The sequence below is a fragment of the Sphingobacterium spiritivorum genome (assembly GCF_016725325.1).
Classification (GTDB): Bacteria; Bacteroidota; Bacteroidia; order Sphingobacteriales; family Sphingobacteriaceae; genus Sphingobacterium.
On record NZ_CP068083.1, the window covers coordinates 3,635,979 to 3,653,224 of the forward strand.

The window sequence follows — 17,246 nt, forward strand, 5'->3', positions numbered from 1 at the left end:
CGTTATCCCTTAAGGATTTCCGATATTTCTTTAAATCCTTTATCAGCAGCCATGTCGGAGGCTGTAAGTCCCATGTCATTTCTTACCGAAATATCCGCACCGTTTTCTAAAAGCAGGATAATCAGATCTATATTTCCGTGTTGTGCGGCCAGGTGCAGAGGTGTGATCCTTGATGATTGCGCAACGTTTACAGAAGCACCAGCCTCTATCAGCATTTTACTTATTGTACTGTTATTGGCATTGAGTGCCGCATGTAGCGGAAATACATTGTAACCGTTCTGAGAAGGAATATTCGGATCAGCATGGTTTTTCAGCAGAATACGTATAATATCCTCTCTGGAGAAGTGTGTAGCAATCCCCAAAGGAGTAAACCCCTGAGAAGAAAGTTCATCTACGATTTCCGGTTTCTGTAAAATTATAGCCTCTACATGTTGTGTAAGACCAGCTGCACAAGCTTCGTGAATCGTGATCGAAGTGATGTATTTTAGGATGGTTTGAACGATTTGAGTCTTATTGTAGTAGCAGGCCAGCATTAAAGGTGAAATATCATGACTGGTATTCTGCTTTACCAGATCCGGATCGTTTCGTAACAGTAGTTCCAAATCCTGATAGTTGCCCGTTTCAATATACTCTTCTAATACCGATAAACTCATTGAATCTTGATTTAATGATACGAAATAAATAAAAAATTGTTAATTATAAAATGAAATGTTAATAACATTCCAAGTGTGGATATTTTTTGTCCGATCGGGCTGATTTATTCCCAATTTGATTTTGTTATACATATGTATCTTTTTACCTATACAACAATATTTATAGGGTTGTAGTTATACGGCTACATTTTAATAATTTAAGATTAAAAAAATTTTGAATCATCCACAATTAAAGTACATTTGTATAGGCCCTCCCCAAGGGCATGTTTTTCATAGGTAGATGTAGGGTCGAATATTTCTTATTCGACCCTTTTTTTTAGCTTTGTGTTTCAATTTAATAGAAAAAACCATGTCAAATAAAATAGTGGTGGCGATTACTGGTGCCAGTGGTTCTATATATGCTAAAGTATTATTGGATACGCTGGTCAGGATCAAAGATCAGTTTGAAGAGATAGGAGTAGTAATGTCTGATAATGCTAAAGATGTATGGAAGTACGAATTGCAGAATACAGCCTATGAAGATTATCCTTTTACATTTTATAGTAAAAATGATTTTTATGCACCTTTTGCTTCTGGTTCTGCGAGATTTGAGACCATGATCATTTGTCCCTGCTCTATGGGGACTTTAGCACGCATAGCGCATGGTACTTCTTCGGATCTGACGACACGTGCCGCAGACGTCATACTTAAAGAGCGCCGTAAACTTATCCTGATTGCACGGGAAACACCTTTAAGTAAAATCCATTTGCAGAATATGCTGGCAGTGACCGATGCAGGAGGTATTATATGCCCTGCCAGTCCGTCCTATTACAGTCTTCCAAAAGATTTTGAAGAATTGGCACGGACAGTGGTTGACAGAGCCTTGTCTCTGGCCGGAATCGTTGTGGAATCTTATCAGTGGGGGACAAAAAAATAAGAAGATAATATTCCTGCAATAGTAGCTCTTTTAATAGTATTTTGTACATTTGTTTTCTAAATGACGCAGCACCTCGCTACAACTGTTTGTTATCTTCCTTTCTTTTATTTTTCAAAAGAAAAATCCATTTTTTATTTTATGTATGGTTGTTTAAAACAAATGATGTTCAGGTCAGGTGTTGTATGTTTAACAGGACTTCATCAAGCAAATAGATTTTAATTTCATGAGTACATTATTAATCACTTCTGCAACTGTTATTTTGCCAGGAAACGAGCATCACCGCAAAGAGGTGGATGTATTGATTGAGAATGGTAAGATCGTACAGATCGGGAAAAAAATAAAGAAACCGGATGCTGCAGCTACGGTAGTAGATGCAAAAGGAGCATTTTTAGCACCTGGTTTTTTTGACCTTAACGTTAATTTCGGAGAACCCGGACTGGAAACCAAAGAAGATATACAGACTGGTACAGCTGCTGCTGCTGCCGGAGGATTTACAGGAGTGGCTGTTCAGCCCAATACAGAACCTGCTATACAGAGCCGTTCAGAAGTAGCGCTGGTAATCAATGCTGCAAAAGGAAATCTGGTAGATGTATATCCGGTGGGAGCTATCAGTAAGAAACGTGAAGGTAAGGAGCTTGCAGAATTGTATGATATGCAACAAACTGGTGCAATAGCTTTTAGTGACGGCAACAGAAGCGTACAACAAGCTGGTCTGATGAGTCGTGCTCTGTTGTATTCTAAAGGATTCAATGGCTTGATCATATCACATCCGGAAGACGAGTCTATGGCAGGCGGCAATCAGATGAATGAAGGAATAGTAAGTACTTATCTGGGTATGAAAGGGATTCCTAATCTCGCAGAATCATTGATGCTGTCCCGTGATCTTTATCTTGCTGAGTATAATGAATCGCCGATACATTTCTCTACAATCAGTACTGCTGAAGCAGTTGACCTCATTAAGAAGGCAAAAGCAAAAGGGCAGCAGGTGACTTGTGATGTAGCTGCACATCATCTTGTGTTATCGGATAAGGAAGTGGAAGGATTTGACAGTAACTATAAGGTAAACCCTCCGCTGCGTACCAAACAGGATATTAAAGCGTTACTAAAAGGACTGAAAGATGGCGTAATCAATGCTGTTGTATCTCAACATACACCTCAGGAGGTCGAATATAAAAAAGTAGAATTCCATATCGCTAAAAATGGTATTATAGGTTTGCAAACCGTTCTGCCATTACTGGTACAGGCTGGATTAGACGAGGAGGTTATTGTTGATAAACTGGCAATAGGTCCGCGTCAGGTTTTAGGTCTGGCTGTTCCTGTACTGCAAGAGGGAGAGGTAGCGAACATCGTATTGTTTGATACAAAACAAAAATGGACATTTGATGCCGTACAAAATAAATCCAAATCAGACAATTCTCCTTTCCTCGGACAGGAAATGACAGGTAAAGTATTACTGGTATTGAATAATGGTAAAATATTTAAAAATTAATCAATTATGAATGTTAAAATAGCTCGTGCAGTGACGCAAGGTCTGGAGACCTATGCTGCCAACGAAGGTCATGATCATCAGGAATTGTTGAGCCAGCTTCATCTGGCTTTTGATGCCCAGAAACCTTTTCTGGAAAAAGTAGATCTGTTGGATGCTGCTTTTGACGATCATATGCGTTTTGATGAATTGAGAGAAGTCTGCTTCGATCTGTTGCTGATGAACTTCTTCTCTGAAGATGTACAGAAGCTGGAAGAAGATTATCTGGATTCGCCGGAATGGGAGAGTATAGAAGATCAGACCATCGACAGAGGAACTGAATTACTTAATATTTTTCTTTATCTTCGTGAGTGTGCTGATGATGAAATTGAACCGGAATTGGAGGATTATTTAAAAGAATTCCTTCTTGTAGATGAAGATGAATTTCAGGATGAGCACCGTATTTATGAAAAGGTGATTGCTAATCAGATCCTGGTGGACAGCAGTTATGCTGAGATTGCAAAAATTGCCGAAACAGTAGATAAGCAGGACGAATTGTACGAAGTATTTTACCCTATGATGAGTTTCTTTTCTGAAGCAAATCCGTCTGAAAAACAATGGGAAGAATATCAAAGTGCTGCTTTAAACAAATCGCTTGATTCAGCTCTTTATCAGATTATTATTAACTATAACAAATAAATTATGACCGACCAACTTTCACTTCAAGAATCAGATAGTAAAAAACAGAGCATAACCTATGGATTGTATCTTGGTGTTATTGCACTTGTGCTGGGGATTGTAACGATGTACATTTCTAAAAGTACAACTTCTTTACTGGTACTATTTGGTGTTTCTGCAGTATTCAACTTAGTAATTTTTCTGGTTGTAGCGGTGTTATTTTCACTGAGTATCAGAAAGAGTGTCGGCGGATACTGGTCATTTTCTGAAGCCTTGAAAAAGATCTTCATTATGTTTGCTGTTGCTGCTCTTCTTTCTTCAGTTGGTTCTTTTGCCTTTACAAAATTTGTCGAACCCACTCTTCAGGAGGAAGTAATCAATAATACCAGTAACCTGACGATCGAAATGATGGAGAAATCAGGTGCCGCAGAAGCGCAGATAGACGAAACTATTGCAAAACTGGATGAACAGAAAGCGGAGATTTCAAAAATGTCGTTCTGGCAATTTTTCAAAGGAATTGGTGTTACAATGATCTTCTATTTTGTCTTAGCTCTGATTCTGGCTGCTATTTTAAAGAAAGAAAAACCTTTTTTTCAGCAACATCCTAACGTAGACCCTAATACCGATCCGAATGCAAATTATGGTGCATGGCCGGATCAGAACAATCCCAACTAATACGATAAAAAAGTTAAGATATTTAGCATAGAAAATGGATATTTCGGTAGTCGTTCCACTATTTAATGAAGAAGAATCGTTGCCAGAGCTTACCGCCTGGATCGATCGGGTTATGCAGGCCAATAATTTTTCATATGAAATTATTCTGGTTGATGACGGGAGTAATGACAGCTCCTGGAAAGTGATTGAGCGGCTTAAAGAAGGAAGCGATAATATCATAGGGGTGAAGTTCCGGAGGAATTACGGTAAATCTGCAGCATTGAATGTAGGTTTTGCCGCTGCTCAGGGTGATGTTGTCATCACTATGGATGCCGATCTGCAGGACAGTCCGGACGAAATTCCGGAACTTTATGACCGTATTATGCGTCAGGATGCAGATCTTGTGTCCGGGTGGAAACAAAAACGGTATGATCCGCTGACGAAAACAGTTCCTACAAAACTATTTAATGCCGTAACACGTAAAATGTCAGGTATTGACAATTTACATGATTTCAATTGCGGATTAAAGGCTTATAAAAAAGATGTTGTTAAGAGTATCGAAGTGTACGGTGAAATGCATCGTTACATTCCGGTATTGGCAAAATGGGCTGGATTTTCAGCTATACAGGAGCAGGTTGTACAACATTATCCCCGTAAATACGGTACCACAAAATTCGGCCCGGGAAGGTTTGTCAAAGGTTTTCTTGATCTGTTATCCATCTATTTTGTAGGTAAATTCGGTAAAAGACCTATGCACTTCTTTGGTTCAATAGGAGTGATCAGCTTTCTGATCGGTATTTTTATTACTTTTTACCTTATCGTGGACAAACTGATGAGTATTGCGAATCATTCTCCGTATCGCAATGTTACCGATCAGCCTTTGTTCTTTTTATCGTTGGTCGCTATCTTAATCGGTACACAGTTATTCCTGACCGGATTTATTGCTGAGTTGGTATCCCGTAATGGTAGTGAACGAAATAAATATCAGATAGACCGGGTAATCTAATCTCATGTTCTTTTCCATTATCATTCCCTTATACAATCGTCCTCAAGAGATTGACGAATTGCTCGACTCGCTGCTAAGGCAGCGTTATAAACATTTTGAAGTCATTATTGTAGAAGACGGTTCGCAGAAGGATGCGAAAGCTATTGTAGAACGCTATCAGGATAAGCTGGATGTACATTATTACTTCAAACCTAATGAGGGGCAAGGGTTTGCCCGTAATTATGGTTTTGAACGGGCCAGGGGCGATTATTTTATCATTTTTGATTCCGATGTTATTGTACCTTCCGATTATCTCCATGAGGTGATCATTGGTTTGCAAAGGGATCATTTCGATGCTTTTGGCGGACCCGATGCCGCACATGAATCTTTTACCCCGGTTCAGAAAGCCATCAGTTATTCCATGACCAGTCCTTTTACAACCGGAGGTATACGCGGAAATAAAAAGCACATCGGTCAGTTCAATCCGAGAAGCTTCAATATGGGCATCTCACGTGAAGTATGGGTGCGTACAGGTGGGTTTAAACTGGCCAGAAGATCAGAAGATATAGAATTCAGTATCCGTATGATTGAACAGGGATTCAAGGTAGGACTGATTCCTGAAGCGTACGTCTATCATAAAAGAAGAACCAGCTTTTCGCAATTTTTCAAGCAGACAAATTTCTTTGGAAAGGGGAGGATAGATATCTACAAATTATTCCCCAAAGAATTAAAACCTGTACATGCTTTACCTGCATTATTCGTCGTTGGTTTAGTCGTTTTAGTGTTGCTGAATTTGCTGAATGTTGTGCTGGTAGGTAAATTAGGACTTATTCTATTCCTCACATCCATCGGCAATTGGGGATTGGGATTGTATACATTGCTTCTCTTTTTTCATGCCTTGTATACCACCAGAAGTCTGCAGGTTGCCTTTTTAAGTGTGATTGCCGCATTTACTCAATTGATTGCATATGGAAGCGGGTTTATTGACAGCTATATCCGGGAAGTCATACTGGTTCGTAAATAGAAAGTTGGGATTCCGTTTTGAATTCTTCTTTAAGGTTATTAACTTGGTTTGTTCATTTAAAACAGTACATTTTGCTGCCTTTTACACAAAATAGTTTAGATAAGATAGAAGCATTGTTTAAAGAGTTTGGATTTAAACTGCGTTATGAAAAAGGTAATTTTCGTACCGGAGCCTGTGTGCTTCAGCATTCGAAAGTTATTGTGGTCAACAAATTTTCAAATCTGGAGGTCAAAATTCAGTCTCTGATCCAGATTCTTCATGAAATTCCGGCAGATGAGGCTGTATTAGATGAGAAGCAACGGACGCTTTATCAGGCAATCAGGCAAACAAAATTATCGATTTGAAAATTACTTTTTTAGGAACCGGAACTTCGCAGGGTGTCCCTGTTATTGCGTGCCATTGTGAGGTGTGTCAGTCTGCTGATTCTCACAATAAACGGTTGCGCTCCTCGGTGATGATCGAATTTGAGGGAAATAATATTGTAATCGATACCGGACCTGATTTCAGATATCAGATGCTGAGAGAAGAGGTTAATCATCTCGATGCTATTTTGATGACACACTCTCATAAAGATCATATTGCAGGTCTGGATGATGTGAGAGCATTTAATTATCAACAGAAACAGTCTATTCCCATATACGGTACTCAGGCGCTGCACGAAGCCCTGAAACGTGAATTCTACTATGCTTTCTCCGATATCAAATATCCCGGAGTTCCGCAATTAGAGCTTCGGGAAATTGACGGCAGCCAATCCTTTCATTTGTATGGTAAAGAAATTATTCCGATAGAAGTCATGCACTTCAAAATGCCTGTGCTGGGATATCGTATAGATAATTTTGCCTACATTACGGATGCAAAAACAGTGTCAGATGAATCCGTTGAAAAATTGAAAGGGGTCGATTATTTAGTGATCAATGCCCTGCAAAAAGAACCTCATATCTCTCATTTTACATTGGAAGAAGCCATTGGATTTGCGAATAAAGTAAATGCAAAACAAACCTATCTGACACATATCAGTCATCGTCTGGGACTACATGAAGAGGTTTCCAAAGAACTCCCTGATCATATTCAATTGGCCTACGACGGGCTTTCTATTAAGCTTTAACAGGATTTTTTTAACATCATATTCAAACCTTTTTGACATCGTAGCGTTTTAATATTACAAACGTCTATTTATGTAAATTTTAAAATTAAAGGAGAATATTATGGGTAACATTTTGTATTTAATCGCGGTCATTTTAGTTATTATCTGGGCGATTAGCTTTATAGGAGGATATTATACAGGTGGTATTATTCACGCATTACTGGTGATAGCTATCATTGTTATTTTATTGAGAATAATTAGAGGAAATGCTTAACCCCTTAGATTATTAAGATACAATCTGGCGATCTGGATGTCCTCAGGATAGGTAATCTTCAAATTTGAATGGTGTCCTTCCAGTAAGGTAACCGGATGGCCTGATTGTTCTACCACAGAAGCGTCATCAGTAAATAAAGCATTTTCCTTTTGCTGGTACGCCTTGAAAAGTAGCTCCGCATTAAACGTCTGAGGCGTTTGAACCATCCACACCTGATCACGGTCATAAGCTGAATTGATCAGTTTTCCATCTTTTTCTTTTTCCAGACGTATAGAATTTGTACTTTTTACAGCTACAACTACTGCCTGTTTAAGTGCAGCCAGTTCATAAGCGTGATCGATGATATCCGGATGGATCAGCGGACGTGCCGCATCATGTACGGCAATAAGATGTTCGGAAGGTTGCGTCGTACGGGTACAGATATAAGTAAGGCCATTACGAACACTCTGGAAACGTGTGCTCCCTCCGTATACAATATCATGAGGAATGTCAAAATGGTAGTCCCGACACAGATCTTTCCATAAGCTCTCCATATCAGGATGGATGACAAGCACAATATGTGGCTTGCTTTTACAAGTATAAAAAGCCTGAATAGTATGCATAAGCACAGGCTTATCCTCCAGAATCAGGTACTGCTTTGGCAAAAGCTGATTCATTCTGCTACCTGTACCTCCTGCCACTATTATAACATATTGCTGAGCCATGTTTCTATACTTTGTTCTACAAAAATAAAAAACGCGAACAACAGTTTGATATTGTTCGCGCTTCAGAATAAGATTATTTTATGCGATTAGATAATCAGCATCGCATCTCCGTAACTGTAGAATCTGTATTTTTCTTTTACAGCTACTTCATAAGCATTCATTACATTTTCATAACCCGCAAATGCAGCTATCATTACCAATAATGTAGACTCCGGAGTATGGAAATTTGTGATCATAGAATTCGCAATGCTGAAATCGTATGGAGGATAGATAAATTTACTGGTCCAGTCAGAAGCAGCTTTCAGGTGTCTGTCCGCTGATACGGAAGACTCGATCGCACGCATAGAAGTAGTACCTACGGCACATACACGTCTTTTGTTATCAATTCCTTTATTTACGATACGTGCAGCTTCTTCCGTAATAATAAACTGCTCTGAATCCATTTTGTGTTTAGTCAGATCCTCCACTTCTACAGTACGGAAAGTACCAAGACCTACGTGTAATGTTACTTCTGCAAAATCAACACCTTTCAATTCAAGACGTTTCATCAGTTCTCTGGAAAAGTGCAGACCCGCAGTTGGAGCAGCTACAGCACCTTCATTCTTTGCATAGATGGTCTGGTATCTGTATTTGTCTTCAGGTGTAGCTTTACGTTTGATGTATTTCGGAAGAGGAGTTTCTCCTAAAATCTCAATATTACGTCTGAATTCTTCATCTGTACCGTCAAACAGGAATCGGATAGTACGACCTCTGGATGTCGTATTATCTACGACCTCAGCAACCAACAAATCATCATCACCAAAGTACAATTTGTTACCCACACGGATCTTACGAGCCGGATCTACCAGTACATCCCATAAGCGCAACTCCTTATTAAGCTCGCGAAGTAAGAATACCTCTATAGTAGCCCCTGTTTTCTCTTTGTTACCATACATACGAGCAGGGAATACTTTTGTATTGTTTAAGATCATGACATCTTTGTCATCAAAATAATCTAAAACATCTTTAAAAATTTTGTGCTCTATTTTTCCGCTATCACGGTGAAGTACCATCAGGCGTGCCTCGTCACGTTGTTCCGAAGGCTCAGATGCTAACAAAGATTCTGGAAGATTGAACTTAAATTGAGATAATTTCATTTTTTATTGTTGAAATTTTAATAAATAACGATTTGCCATCAAATCCGCTCCGTTTAAAGAAGGATTTAAAAAAGCATACAAAGTTAAGCATTTCTGAACTAAAAATATTATATTTCAACATTATTATTCCCCTTTACAGGAATTATTCGTTTATATTTACGGAATAGATTTTAACGCCATACATGATAACCGTTTTCAGACTTCTTAAAGAAAGTTTTGGTTTTGCAATTTCCGCTCTTAAAGATAATAAGACGCGGACATTTTTATCCCTTCTGGGGGTAACTATAGGTATTATGACGATTATAGGTGTTTTTTCAGCCGTAGATACTCTTCGCAATAATCTTGAAGAATCCGTTCGGAAAATAGGAAGCAGCACATTATATGTTGACAAATGGCCATGGGACGGAGGTCCTGATTTTCCCTGGTGGAAATATATCAATCGCCCGGAGCCGAAATATAATGATTATCTGGCGCTCAAGAGCAGAATGACTACCGCAGAACATATTGCTTATGTTTTTAATATCGGTAACAGCGTAGCTAAATTCAAAAGTAACAGTGCAACTAATATTACGGTAAATGCTGCAACACATGAATATTATCAGACACAGAGTGCTGAAATAATTGAAGGACGCTATTTTACAGAAACAGAATCTAATGTGGGTTCGATGGTCGTGGTGCTTGGTGCAACCATTGCCGAAGGATTGTTTCCTTCCGGAAATGCGTTGGGACAGAAGATCTCTCTGTTAGGACGTAAGTTGACTGTGGTAGGTGTTTTGAAAAAGGAAGGAAGCGGAATGCTGATCAATACTTCCTCTGACGATATTGCATTTATACCTTTCAGTCTGGGACGTAATCTGGCCAATTATGAGCAGTATAATCCCAGTATTGTCATTACAGTCAAGCCAACCTACACACTGGACGAAGGAGAAAGCGAGTTGAAAGGACTGATGCGCTCTATTCGTCGTATTGCTCCTCAACGCGAAGACGATTTTTCACTTAATAAAACAACCCTGATCACGGCTCAACTGGATCAGATGTTTACCGTAATCAATCTGGCTGGATTTTGTATCGGTATATTTTCAATCCTTGTAGGAGGTTTTGGTATTGCCAATATCATGTTTGTAAGTGTCAAAGAGCGCACCAACCTGATTGGAATCCAAAAAGCGCTCGGAGCAAAAAAATATTTTATCCTTACACAGTTCCTTTTCGAATCCATTTTACTCTGTCTTATTGGTGGAGCTGTGGGGCTTGTCATGGTTTATGGAATTGCATTTGTGGTTAAATTAGCAACAGGTTTTGCTGTGCTGGTGAGTCTCAAGATGGTTATTATTACCTGTTTTCTTTCCACATTTATCGGATTGATATCAGGTATGATTCCAGCGTTTATGGCGGCCAATATGGATCCAGTGGAGGCAATCCGAAGTAAATAATAAATAATTTCCGGATTCATTTTTAATTGGATAAAATCTTATTTTTAGGACGTGGAAACATCCTATAAAAATCTGACGATCCAGTTGTTTTGGCTATTCATATTTGGTTATAGCTGCTATCTGATGGCAGAAATTACCTGGAGATATCGTTTTTTTGAACTTGATGCTGCTTTTTTGCAAATCAAACAAACCGAAATTCAGCATGTTTCCTGGTATAAGTATATCTTTTATACGCATGTATGTTCTGCTATTTTGGCCCTTCCTGCAGGTTTCACACAATTCAATTCCCGTTTTTTATTACGTTACCCGAGGATTCACAGGATTGTGGGGTACCTGTATGTTAGTATTATTTTACTTCTGGCGGCTCCTTCCGGAATATTAATCGGTTTGCATGCGAACGGAGGGATTACTGCACAGGTGGCATTTGTTTTGTTAGGACTGTTATGGTTTTACTTTACCTTAATGGCTGTACTGACTATTAGAAAGGGGAATGTCCGCAGTCATCAGAAATTTATGTACAGGAGTTTTGCGCTTACCTGTTCAGCATTGACATTGCGGTACTGGAAAGTAGTGATTGTGTATTTTTTTCAACCCAATCCCATGGATGTCTATCAGATTATCGCCTGGTTGGGCTGGGTGCCAAACTTGTTGATAATGGAGTGGTTTATTTACAGAAAATTTAACAAATTATGAAATATCAGGTAGCACACATTGCCTGAATAAAAATGAATTCAATCTATATAATTATGAAAAGAATAATGTTGATCGCTTGTGTAGGATTGCTGGTCATGGCATCCTGTAAGGACAAGAAAAAGAACCAGAATGATACTTCTTCATCATTAAGTAAAGATAGTGTGAAGATGGCAGAAGAAATACACAAAGAATTGTATGGCAATTGGGTTGGAGATTTTGTGATCGATGATGATGTATTTGCACAGATAGCCGGGGATGAAGAGTTATTGCGATCATTGGATAATCTGCCTAAAATTAACCTGACTATTAAGCGTATCACAGCGGATACTGTACTCGGACAGAATATAGTAAGAGGTAATATGCGTCCGGTAATAGGGAAAATAGAAGATAATGGAGGAAATATTTCTTTTATACTGGATGAGCCTGGAGATAACAAATCTGACGGAAGATTTGAATTTAAAGTAAAAGGGGATACCCTGATCGGAAGCTGGAAAGCATTTGATAATTCGGTGAAAGTAAAAAAGAGAAACTTTAAGTTGCTCAAAAAGCAATTTGCATACAACCCTAATCTGATGCTTCCTGACGAGATGGAGTTGGTGGATTGGCGTAATTCAAAACAAGAGAAGATTACGGAATTAGACGGAGATACCACCTATTCCTATGTGACTACTTTATATAGAGCAGCTTCACCAGTCGTATATAAGATCAATGCCTCCAAAGAAAAGCTAACGGAAGCTAAATTGAAAAATCTCAAAAAATTAGATCTGGAAATTATCCGCAATACGATATTTGCCAGACATGGGTATGCATTTACAAAAGTAGGTGTACGTCAGTTTTTTGACCCTGTAGAATGGTATGTTCCTGTTTCGAATGATGTCTCTTCTCAACTGTCATCTTTGGAAAAGGATAATATCCAGATGTTGAAAAAGTTTGAAAAATATGCAGAAGATAACTACGATAGCTTCGGTCGGTAAAGACTGAAGCAATTATGCAGAGTTAAATTATTTTATTGTTAATGTAGCTGTTATTAAGGAAATTACTCGTATCTTAATAACAGCATTTTTTTTACAGCAATTTTTAATAATAGTTTGTCATATACATGGAAGAAGATCAAATACCACAAGAACTGGAGGTAAGTCCCGCCACAGAAACATCGCTGGACGAAAATGTTCATCATGTTAATAATCCGGTATTGGATTTACCGCATATTGAAAAAAAATATCTGGGAGCAGCTACATCTTATGTGAAGCAGAAAGACGGATACGTCTTTACAGATGGTAGTGCAAAAGTGGAGATAAAAGTTGTCAGTGATGAGATCATTCGTGTCAGACTGGCACCAAAAGGATCTTTTCTGGAAGACTTTTCATACGCAATCTCAGATATCAATCAGCACTCAGCGCTTTTCGATATTGAAGAAGATGAAAATTTTTACTGCGTCAAGACAAATATGGTCCGTTGTAAGATTCAGAAGAAAGACTTTTTGATTTCTTTTGAAGATCACAACAGTAAAATCGTTAATGCGGATTATTCTTCCATGCACTGGGAAGAGAATGCAGATTTTGGAGGGTACTATGTCTACTGTACCAAACATGCCTTTGATCAGGAGGTATTTTTCGGAGCAGGAGATAAGGCTACAAACCTTAATCTGCGTGGCAGACGGATACAAAACTGGAATTCGGACACGTACTCTTATGCTTTTAATCAGGATCCTTTATATAAAACGATTCCGTTTTATATCGGTGTGAATGATGGGGATGCATATGGTATTTTCTTCGACAATACATTCAAGACATATTTTGATTTTGCAGCCGAACATCAGGAAAGAACCAGTTTCTGGTCTGAGGGTGGTGAACTGCAGTATTATTATATCCATGGTCCTCATATGATGGATGTCGTAAAGCGGTATCATAGTATTACCGGTACACATTATATGCCACCACTTTGGGCAATAGGCTATCACCAGTGCAGATGGAGCTATTATCCTGAAAATATGGTGAGAGAAGTTGCAAAGCAATTCAGACAACGAAATATTCCGTGTGATGCAATCTATCTTGATATAGATTATATGGATGGTTACCGTTGTTTTACCTGGAATAAACATTACTTTCCAAATCCGAAGAAAATGATTTCAGATCTGGCTTCTAATGGTTTTAAGACTGTTGTGATGATTGATCCGGGTATCAAGGTGGATGATAGCTATTGGGTATTTAAAGAGGGACAAGAGAAAAAATACTTCTGCCGCAGAGGGGATGACTATTTTATGGAAGGTTTTGTATGGCCGGGACGTTGTCAGTTTCCTGATTTTACAAATCCAAGTGTACGCGAGTGGTGGGGAGGACTTTATAAAGGTCTGGTAGAGGACGGAGTGGCCGGATTCTGGAACGATATGAATGAGCCTGCAGTATTCGGAAGAGGTACATTCCCGGATGATGTACGTCATTATTATGAGGGACATCGCGGATCACATCGTAAAGCTCATAATATCTATGGAATGCAAATGGTTCGTGCAACATATGACGGACTCAAAAAACTTTATCAGAACAAACGCCCGTTCACGATTACACGTGCGGCGTACTCAGGTACACAGCGGTATTCATCTGTATGGACCGGAGATAATATCGCAACCTGGGAACATCTTAAGATAGGAACACTGCAATTGCAGCGTCTGTCCGTATCGGGACTTTCTTTTTGCGGAACAGATATCGGTGGATTTACAGGAGAGCCTGATGGCGAACTGTATACCCGCTGGATGCAGTTTGGTGTGTTCTCTCCTTTTATGAGGGTACACTCTGCCGGTGATACGCGCGACCGTGAGCCTTGGAGTTTCGGTGAAGACTGGGAAAAGATCAATAAGAAATTTATTGAATTAAGATATAAGTTATTGCCTTATATATATTCCGTGTTTTGGGAACAGCATAAGTATGGTCTTCCAATACTGAGACCGGTATCGATGCTGGAACAGCATATTCCTAAAAATCTGCAACGTCAGGAGGAATTTGCTTTTGGGGATAAGATTCTGGTTTCTCCGGTTCTCCATCCCGGTCAGAAAGAAAAAATCGTCTATCTGCCGGAAGGAAACTGGTACTATTATTTTGATAACACTGGATTTGCAGGAGGACAGGAGTATAATATTGATACTCCGCTTGATGAAATGCCCGTATTTATCAAAGCAGGAAGTGTGATCCCCGAATATCCTGTGATGCAGTATACAGGAGAGAAAAAACTCGAACACCTTCAACTGAATGTCTATTATACAGCAGGAGAAGAAGATTCTTATATCTATGCGGATCATGGTGATACTTTCGCTTATGAGCAGAATATTTATTCTGAAAAGCATTTTATAGTTGACGGCACACAATCTTTGCTGACCATTACACAACATGTAGAAGGATTACACTCTGAACGGTTCGATGATTTTCACATCTATTTAATAGGATTACCTCAGGAGCCCGTATCAGTTATTCAGGATGGACTGGAGATCAAAATACAAAGGGACAGTGAAAACCGTCTTTTTGTAATAGTTGAAAAAGAATTTAGAAAATTGATTATTCAATAATGTAATCCAAACTGATTATGAGCCAACCGGTAGAAGTTTATTCGCTGTTTACGAACTATGATGTCAGCCTGTTTCGTGCAGGAAAGCTATATAAGCTCTATGAAAAATTCGGATCCCATGTACTTACGGTAAGTCATGTAGAGGGTGTGTATTTTTCCGTCTGGGCTCCAAATGCCCGTAAGGTATCCGTTATCGGAAACTTTAACGGCTGGAATCCCCATAGCCACAGCTTATTTGTGCGTTGGGACGGTAGCGGAATATGGGAAGGTTTTATTCCGAAAATAGGAAACGGTGAGGTTTATAAATATCATATAGAAGCAAATTCCGGAGAAATCCTCGAAAAAGGTGATCCCTATGCTTTACAATGGGAAATACCGCCAAGTACAGCTTCTGTTGTATCGACTAACTGGTATGAGTGGGATGATGAGGACTGGATGCAGAAACGATATGTAAATAACGGACTTAACCAGCCTTTTTCGGTGTACGAAATGCATTTAGGATCCTGGATGCGTGATCCCCAAGATCCGGCTCGTTTGCTGAATTACAGAGAGATTGCTGATAAGCTGGTTCCATACATTACAGAATTGGGATTTACCCATGTCGAATTTCTCCCTGTCATGGAGCATCCGTATTACCCTTCTTGGGGGTATCAGATCACCGGTTATTATGCTGCTTCATCGAGATACGGAAGTTCGCAGGATTTGATGTACCTGATTGAGCAGTTGCATAAAAATGGTATCGGAGTAATTATGGACTGGGTGCCTTCCCATTACCCGGGAGATAGTCACGGACTCCACCGTTTTGATGGAACACATCTGTATGAGCATGAAGATCCGCGTAAAGGATTCCATCCGGACTGGAAGTCTCATATTTTTAATTACGGCCGAAATGAAGTACGGGCATTTCTGATCAGTAATGCGATTTACTGGCTGGAACGGTTTCACATTGATGGTATACGTGTGGATGCTGTAGCGTCTATGCTTTACCTGGATTATTCGAGAGAAGAAGGGGAGTGGATCCCGAACGAATTTGGCGGAAGAGAAAATCTGGAAGCTGTAGATTTTCTGAAAGAATTTAATGAGGCTGTTTACAGCCACTTTCCCGATGTGCAGACCATTGCTGAAGAATCTACCTCCTGGCCAGGTGTCAGCAGACCTACGTATACCGGAGGTCTGGGGTTTGGGATGAAATGGATGATGGGGTGGATGCATGATACTCTGAGCTATTTTAAAGAAGATCCTGTAAACCGAAAATATCATCACCATAAGATGACATTTGCTACAGTATATGCTTATCATGAAAATTTTATGTTGCCACTTTCACATGATGAAGTAGTGCATGGCAAGCAGTCTCTGATTTATAAAATGCCAGGCGATGAATGGCAGAAATTTGCCAATCTACGTGCATTATATCTGTACATGTTCACATTCAGTGGTACCAAGCTCCTGTTCATGGGAGATGAGTTTGCACAGACGCAGGAATGGAATGTAGAGCAGTCGCTGGACTGGCATCTGTTGGATTATGCTCCACATAAGGGAATGAAATCATTTGTAGCAGACCTGAACGCCTTTTATAAAAATCATTCCGCCTTGTATCAACGCAGTTTTGAGCATTCCGGATTTCATTGGATAGAATTAGGGGATGCAGATCAGTCTGTCTTTGTATATGCTCGTAAAGGTTATGACGAGGAAGATCAGATTCTTGTTGTCCTGAATCTGACACCAGTGGTCAGACCGGCATTCCGTATAGGTGTGCCATTGGCCGGAGAATGGGAGGTTGTTCTCAATTCGGACGACCTTAAATATTTTGGAAGCGGAGCTTCCGTGCATACCACAGCTTCGGAGCACCTTTCCTGGATGGGACAGTTGTATTCTATTACAGTTGATCTTCCTCCTTTATGCGGAGTAGCGCTGAAAAGAAAAGCTGTTGTCAAAGATGTTCCAATAGCTAAAATGTTGTCTTCAAGAAGTCCGGTTGTTTGATTTTTTTAATTT

General features: G+C 39.4%; 17 protein-coding genes. 14 read left to right on the forward strand and 3 right to left on the reverse strand.

Annotated elements, in window-relative coordinates; all coding sequences use genetic code 11:
- Nucleotides 1–2 precede the first annotated feature (2 nt).
- Nucleotides 3–653: an ankyrin repeat domain-containing protein gene (locus tag I6J02_RS15225; protein WP_201678699.1), complete on the reverse strand. Its 651-nt coding sequence runs from the start codon at nt 651–653 to the stop codon at nt 3–5.
- A 349-nt stretch (nt 654–1,002) separates the two neighbouring features.
- On the opposite strand from I6J02_RS15225, the gene I6J02_RS15230 reads away from it, so the two are divergent.
- The 9 genes from I6J02_RS15230 (at nt 1,003) to I6J02_RS15270 (ending at nt 7,733) form a co-directional block, all read left to right on the forward strand.
- Nucleotides 1,003–1,569, forward strand: coding sequence for a UbiX family flavin prenyltransferase (locus I6J02_RS15230; RefSeq protein WP_003001849.1), 567 nt, complete (start codon nt 1,003–1,005; stop codon nt 1,567–1,569).
- Between the two features lie 223 nt (nt 1,570–1,792).
- Nucleotides 1,793–3,058, forward strand: coding sequence for a dihydroorotase (locus I6J02_RS15235; RefSeq protein WP_201678700.1), 1,266 nt, complete (start codon nt 1,793–1,795; stop codon nt 3,056–3,058).
- A 6-nt stretch (nt 3,059–3,064) separates the two neighbouring features.
- A complete protein-coding gene (locus I6J02_RS15240; protein WP_201678701.1) occupies nt 3,065–3,733 on the forward strand; it encodes a hypothetical protein in 669 nt (222 codons plus the stop codon).
- 3 nt (nt 3,734–3,736) lie between these two features.
- Nucleotides 3,737–4,387, forward strand: coding sequence for a DUF4199 domain-containing protein (locus I6J02_RS15245; RefSeq protein ID WP_201678702.1), 651 nt, complete (start codon nt 3,737–3,739; stop codon nt 4,385–4,387).
- A 34-nt stretch (nt 4,388–4,421) separates the two neighbouring features.
- Complete coding sequence (locus I6J02_RS15250) at nt 4,422–5,372, forward strand: glycosyltransferase family 2 protein (protein ID WP_115169145.1); 951 nt, start codon at nt 4,422–4,424, stop codon at nt 5,370–5,372.
- 4 nt (nt 5,373–5,376) lie between these two features.
- Entirely contained in the window at nt 5,377–6,375 is a 999-nt protein-coding gene (locus tag I6J02_RS15255) for a glycosyltransferase (RefSeq protein ID WP_201678703.1), read from the forward strand.
- Nucleotides 6,376–6,446: 71 nt separating this feature from the next.
- Complete coding sequence (locus I6J02_RS15260; protein WP_201678704.1) at nt 6,447–6,719, forward strand: hypothetical protein; 273 nt, start codon at nt 6,447–6,449, stop codon at nt 6,717–6,719.
- Nucleotides 6,716–7,480: an MBL fold metallo-hydrolase gene (locus I6J02_RS15265; RefSeq protein WP_201678705.1), complete on the forward strand. Its 765-nt coding sequence runs from the start codon at nt 6,716–6,718 to the stop codon at nt 7,478–7,480. The genes I6J02_RS15260 and I6J02_RS15265 overlap by 4 nt, the downstream gene beginning before the upstream one ends.
- Before the next feature lie 100 nt (nt 7,481–7,580).
- Complete coding sequence (locus I6J02_RS15270) at nt 7,581–7,733, forward strand: lmo0937 family membrane protein (RefSeq protein WP_003001870.1); 153 nt, start codon at nt 7,581–7,583, stop codon at nt 7,731–7,733.
- Here I6J02_RS15270 and I6J02_RS15275 read toward each other — a convergent pair.
- Complete coding sequence (locus I6J02_RS15275; RefSeq protein WP_201678706.1) at nt 7,730–8,437, reverse strand: 2-C-methyl-D-erythritol 4-phosphate cytidylyltransferase; 708 nt, start codon at nt 8,435–8,437, stop codon at nt 7,730–7,732. The two genes, I6J02_RS15270 and I6J02_RS15275, sit on opposite strands and share 4 nt — an antisense overlap.
- An 86-nt stretch (nt 8,438–8,523) precedes the next feature.
- Nucleotides 8,524–9,573, reverse strand: a complete 1,050-nt coding sequence (gene queA, locus I6J02_RS15280; protein WP_003001878.1) for a tRNA preQ1(34) S-adenosylmethionine ribosyltransferase-isomerase QueA — start codon at nt 9,571–9,573, stop codon at nt 8,524–8,526.
- Nucleotides 9,574–9,755: 182 nt separating this feature from the next.
- Here queA and I6J02_RS15285 point away from each other — a divergent pair, with 182 nt between their 5' ends.
- The 5 genes from I6J02_RS15285 (at nt 9,756) to glgB (ending at nt 17,234) form a co-directional block, all read left to right on the forward strand.
- A complete protein-coding gene (locus tag I6J02_RS15285) occupies nt 9,756–11,003 on the forward strand; it encodes an ABC transporter permease (protein WP_201678707.1) in 1,248 nt (415 codons plus the stop codon).
- 51 nt (nt 11,004–11,054) lie between these two features.
- Nucleotides 11,055–11,696, forward strand: coding sequence for a DUF2306 domain-containing protein (locus tag I6J02_RS15290; RefSeq protein ID WP_201678708.1), 642 nt, complete (start codon nt 11,055–11,057; stop codon nt 11,694–11,696).
- Nucleotides 11,697–11,749: 53 nt separating this feature from the next.
- A complete protein-coding gene (locus I6J02_RS15295; RefSeq protein ID WP_201678709.1) occupies nt 11,750–12,670 on the forward strand; it encodes a YARHG domain-containing protein in 921 nt (306 codons plus the stop codon).
- Between the two features lie 125 nt (nt 12,671–12,795).
- Nucleotides 12,796–15,252, forward strand: a complete 2,457-nt coding sequence (locus I6J02_RS15300) for a glycoside hydrolase family 31 protein (RefSeq protein ID WP_201678710.1) — start codon at nt 12,796–12,798, stop codon at nt 15,250–15,252.
- A gap of 17 nt (nt 15,253–15,269) precedes the next feature.
- The gene (glgB, locus tag I6J02_RS15305) at nt 15,270–17,234 is read left to right on the forward strand and encodes a 1,4-alpha-glucan branching protein GlgB (protein WP_201678711.1); all 1,965 of its coding nucleotides are present in this window, start codon (nt 15,270–15,272) and stop codon (nt 17,232–17,234) included.
- Nucleotides 17,235–17,246 lie beyond the last annotated feature (12 nt).

Coding starts and splice junctions, on each gene's coding strand:
- I6J02_RS15300 (WP_201678710.1), top strand. CDS start 12,796: ATGGAAGAAGATCAAATACCACAAGAACTGGAGGTAAGTCCCGCCACA.
- I6J02_RS15295 (WP_201678709.1), top strand. CDS start 11,750: ATGAAAAGAATAATGTTGATCGCTTGTGTAGGATTGCTGGTCATGGCA.
- I6J02_RS15245 (WP_201678702.1), top strand. CDS start 3,737: ATGACCGACCAACTTTCACTTCAAGAATCAGATAGTAAAAAACAGAGC.
- glgB (WP_201678711.1), top strand. CDS start 15,270: ATGAGCCAACCGGTAGAAGTTTATTCGCTGTTTACGAACTATGATGTC.
- I6J02_RS15275 (WP_201678706.1), bottom strand. CDS start 8,437: ATGGCTCAGCAATATGTTATAATAGTGGCAGGAGGTACAGGTAGCAGA.
- I6J02_RS15225 (WP_201678699.1), bottom strand. CDS start 653: ATGAGTTTATCGGTATTAGAAGAGTATATTGAAACGGGCAACTATCAG.
- I6J02_RS15240 (WP_201678701.1), top strand. CDS start 3,065: ATGAATGTTAAAATAGCTCGTGCAGTGACGCAAGGTCTGGAGACCTAT.
- I6J02_RS15285 (WP_201678707.1), top strand. CDS start 9,756: ATGATAACCGTTTTCAGACTTCTTAAAGAAAGTTTTGGTTTTGCAATT.
- I6J02_RS15270 (WP_003001870.1), top strand. CDS start 7,581: ATGGGTAACATTTTGTATTTAATCGCGGTCATTTTAGTTATTATCTGG.
- I6J02_RS15255 (WP_201678703.1), top strand. CDS start 5,377: ATGTTCTTTTCCATTATCATTCCCTTATACAATCGTCCTCAAGAGATT.
- I6J02_RS15250 (WP_115169145.1), top strand. CDS start 4,422: ATGGATATTTCGGTAGTCGTTCCACTATTTAATGAAGAAGAATCGTTG.
- queA (WP_003001878.1), bottom strand. CDS start 9,573: ATGAAATTATCTCAATTTAAGTTCAATCTTCCAGAATCTTTGTTAGCA.
- I6J02_RS15235 (WP_201678700.1), top strand. CDS start 1,793: ATGAGTACATTATTAATCACTTCTGCAACTGTTATTTTGCCAGGAAAC.
- I6J02_RS15230 (WP_003001849.1), top strand. CDS start 1,003: ATGTCAAATAAAATAGTGGTGGCGATTACTGGTGCCAGTGGTTCTATA.